The 4,335-nt window shown below is 29.9% G+C and carries 3 protein-coding genes and 1 pseudogene; all 4 read right to left on the bottom strand.

Annotated elements, in window-relative coordinates:
• Nucleotides 1–236, bottom strand: a pseudogene (locus HMPREF2561_RS10925) (hypothetical protein); the annotation flags it as partial.
• 526 nt (nt 237–762) lie between these two features.
• Complete coding sequence (gene mobV / locus HMPREF2561_RS00015; RefSeq protein ID WP_000122374.1) at nt 763–2,004, bottom strand: MobV family relaxase; 1,242 nt, start codon at nt 2,002–2,004, stop codon at nt 763–765.
• Between the two features lie 185 nt (nt 2,005–2,189).
• Nucleotides 2,190–3,569 carry a tetracycline efflux MFS transporter Tet(K) gene (tet(K), locus tag HMPREF2561_RS00010; RefSeq protein WP_000492283.1) on the bottom strand — a complete coding sequence of 460 codons (1,380 nt, stop codon included), beginning with the start codon at nt 3,567–3,569 and terminating at the stop codon, nt 2,190–2,192.
• Nucleotides 3,570–3,730: 161 nt separating this feature from the next.
• Nucleotides 3,731–4,335 (bottom strand): replication initiation factor domain-containing protein (locus HMPREF2561_RS00005; RefSeq protein WP_070468210.1); only part of this gene is annotated, 605 nt, incomplete at its 5' end.

Below are 4,335 nucleotides of genomic sequence, written 5' to 3'. Positions count from 1 at the left end.
TAGCTATATTTTTTACTTTGCAACAGAACCTCAATGCTCATAAATTTCGACAGTTGTTCTACACTCGTTTTATTAAGATTTCCAACAATTGTCATAGCATCAAAAGATATTTTTGGAGCAGCAAGTGACATTTTATGTCGGTTTAACCGGCTATTAGAGTAGCCGGTTTTAGAAAAATTGTCTAAATCGTGATTTTCCAAATGATTTGAATGATTTGCATGATTGTTTTTATACATAAAAAATCGACTCCTTAATCTCAATTTCGTTTAAGGAATCGCTCACCCAAATATATATCTTGATGTATATTTAAATATCGTTTAATATCTAAATATACAAGATTATAAAAACAACTCAGTGTTTTTTTCTTTGAATGATGTCGTTCACAAACTTTGGTCAGGGCGTGAGCGACTCCTTTTTATTTTGTTATTAATATAACACTATCAAAAGACTTGGTCTAATCAGATCAAGTCTTTTTTTATTTAAGCATTTGTATTATCTGGTAAACAGTTAAAACTACTAAAACACCAAGTACATACTTACTTGTTATAAAATTCTCAAAGGCTTCTCTGAATTTCATTTCTTCAACTCCTTTTATTGCTTTATTCCAATTTCCTTATTGGTCGGAACCTACAGGGCTTTATGTGTTGTTGAGTTGGTACTTTCTTGGGATTAATCCCAATTCAAGTCCAACCAACTCGCTAACAAGTTAGCTAACACATAGCCCATTCCAACCAATAAGTTTTCTCGGCATAAATGCATGTTCTATAAGTGCATACCTCTATCTCGTTTTTGATTCTTTTGTTGTTCTTGTTGCTGTTCCTGTTCTGAATATAATTCTGGATTCATTTTTTTATCTAAGTTTCCTGCTAAACCATTTAGTTTTGGTTCATCTTCTGTTAACTTATTAACTCTTTCCGCAAAGGTATTTCTTCCTAAAACTCGTTCTAACTCTTTTAGTAAGATTTTTAAAAGCTTTAACGCTATTTCTATATTCTCTTTAAGTGGCTTTGCATTTTCGTAAAGTTGGTTAAAATTATCGTCTGCGTTTTCAATACGCTCAACTGCTTTATTTAATAAATCATCTTTCTCTCGTATTTCCTTATCTTTATCATCTAAGGCTCTACCAGACTTTATATACTCGTAATCTTCCGAAATATCTTGAGCAGCTTTTATCTGTTTCTGAAATTCATTGAAATCTTTTTGGCTTATTACAACATTTCCAGTTTCTTGTATTTCTTTGCTAAATAAACCACCTACTTTTTCAGTTTCTTGCTCATACGGAACATTTATAGGCTTTTTAAGCGTATTTAACGATTTTTGGTACTCTTGCATTAATTTATCGTTCTTTTGCTTTATATGGTCTGTTTTTTGGCTCTCACGTTCATATTCTTGCTTATGATATTCTGTTTTTTGTTTATACTGACTTATTTGCTCATGTTTAGCATTTGTTACTTGTCTTGATTGCCCACGTTCTAAATCATATCCTCGTTGTTTAACATGCTCATTAAATCTATCTTGAAACGCTGTTAAAGCTTTTTTATTACCTACAACTTCTTTAGCACTTAAACGACCATCATCAGTTATTGGAACAACGCCATAATGCATATGTGGTGTTTTTTCGTCCATGTGAACTGTTGCATATAATAAATTATCTTTACCGTATTCTTGTTCTAAAAACTCTTTAGCATATTCAAAAAACTGCTTTGTATCTTCTGGCGTTTGATTATCAAAGAAATCATTGTCTGATGTAATTAAACCATCAATGTGTTTAATCGCGTCTGTTCTAATTTTTCTTTTGCCTGTATAATTCTGTTCGATTTTTTCATCAATCAAGTTATTAAAATTCTGTTTATTAGCATTTACCAAATCATAATTTAAGTAAGTTTTACTATGGTCTATATCTTCATTTTCATAATTATTATTTTCTCTTTGAACATGTTTTTGTATGCCCGTTGTATTTGTTCCAGATTTAACTTTTGAAACTCTAACAATGGAATAAGACATATAAAAATCACTCCTAAGCACAAAGGTTTCATGTGTATTTAATAGTTTAAGTCTAACACACTAGACTTATTTTTAATAAGTCGTTAATACGTGTGCTCTGCGAGGCTTAAACCTGTTTTTGCTAACGCAAAAAATGAGTGGCAAAATGCTAGCCACTCATAGTTCTAAACCAAAATATAATATAACTATTCAAACTGCTTTTCAGAACGTTTAAATACAATAATCGTCAAAAGACAACATAAAATAATAAGGATAGCCATGGCTACAAGAATATTACTATACACTCCAGAAGAATAATTTATAAATTCCAGAACTAGTTTACGATTAATCAATTGTAGTGACAATAAACCTCCTACAATTGCTATACCTGTTCCCTCTGATAAAAAACTTGTGAAATTTAGCAAACTCATTCCAGAAGCAACTTCTTCTTCAGAAAGACTACTTGATACTATTTTTGATATAACTGTTTTAGTAAAAGATAATCCGCCCATAACAAATATAAACATAAAAGTAGTCAACCACATACTAAACTCAACAAAAAATGCAATAGTTAAAAAACTTATAGAGATAGACAATGATCCTAAAATAAAAACAAATAATGATCCTTTTCTATCCACTAAAAAACCACCAAAATAACCAAAAACAATAACACTCATGGTTCCAGGAAAAATAACACTATTACCTATTGTCGCTACATTTACATGATAAATAGTTTTCATCATATAAGGCACCATTGATATAAAACCAGCTACTATAGAAAATATTAGCCCACCAGAAAACAAACCAAGCATAAACGGAATGTTTTTCCCTAGTTTAGGATTAATAAAAGGGTTAGAAACTCTTGAAATATGTTTAATAAAAATCACAAAAAAGATTGTGAAGAGTATTAAAAAAGTCCAATTATAATTTGTCGTAAATAACATAAAACATATAATACTTATAGACATTAAAACAATACCTACGATATCTAATGTATTTTTTGTTGATTTACCAGGTACCATTACTTTAATAAGAAAAGGTATAGTTACTATTGTAATCATAGGAAGTATAAGTAGGTAAGACCAATGAATATAATGTGCTATTATTCCCCCTATTGAAGGACCTAACCCTTCACCTAAAGCTACAATTGATCCTATAAAACCAAAGGCTTTGCCTTGTTTTTTTCTTGTAATATTTCTAGCTACAACCACCATAATCAGTGAAGGGAATGCAGCAGATCCTACTCCTTGTACTAACCTACCAAAAATCAAAATAAAAAAGTGATTGTGACCAATAAAAGCAATCAATGAACCAAGACAGCTCAAACTAATACCAATAATTAACAATTTTTTTATATTTATATAATCAGATAATTTTCCATATACTGCTGTTCCTATCGAAAAAGTTAACATATATGCAGTGTTTACCCAGTTTGTAATTCCAGGAGTAGTATTAAAATGATTTGCAATATCAGGTAAAGAAACATTTAAAACCATTTCATTTAATACACTAAAAAATGAAAGAATACAAAGCCAAAATAAAACGCTATAAAACAAACCTTTAAATTTTTTATATAAACTAAACAATTTTACCTCTTTACTTGAGGTGACTAAAGTTTATAGGGGTAAATTATTCTTTCACCTCATATAAATTCCCCAAATTTTTAAATAGACACTTCATAAAAAAATCCTCCTAAATTAGAATAGTTTAAATATATCATTTTTGTTCAGTAATATTAATATGTACACTATTTCCAAAATTTAAATTCATGTTGCCAAAAATCGATTTGTTTTTGCAATTGTTTTTCGTTCGCTTTTAAAGTCGATTTCATTAAGTCCGTTAAATCGACTGGCGAAATTTCTTTTATCAAATTCTTATATTTTGTTCTAGAATTTCTGTGAAGCTTTCCCCATTCTTCTTCATCACTCAATAACATAAAAACTATTGCTCTATCCGCAGTGCGTTGGATAGTTTTCCAATCTGGTTGCAAGATATGTAAATCACTAAAGCAATCATTCCAGTAATCCACCATATCTCTTTTAAGTTCGATTTCTACACGCCATAAATGTTCAGACATAACTTCAGCATCTGCATTATCTTTACGTTCTTGCTTTTTATTATAAATTCTAATAAATCTATTACTATCTCTCACGCCAAAATATTTTGTTTCTGGCTTACCATTACGACCATAAAAAATAGTTTTCTTAACTGCTTTATCAGACATTGCATAGTAGTCACTCAAATCATCTTCAAAATCAAAGGCTAAATCTAATCTTGTAAAACCGTCATCTTCCATGTAGCTTATGGTTCTGTTGCAAAGTAAAAAAATATAGCTAACCACTAATTTATCAT

It is taken from the genome of Staphylococcus sp. HMSC069E10, from assembly GCF_001809205.1.
Classification (GTDB): Bacteria; Bacillota; Bacilli; order Staphylococcales; family Staphylococcaceae; genus Staphylococcus; species Staphylococcus hominis.
This window is presented reverse-complemented; position numbering and strand designations above follow the sequence as displayed.

Bases quoted from the DNA above. Each gene is read 5' to 3' on its own strand.
- mobV (WP_000122374.1), bottom strand. From the start codon at position 2,004: ATGTCTTATTCCATTGTTAGAGTTTCAAAAGTTAAATCTGGAACAAAT.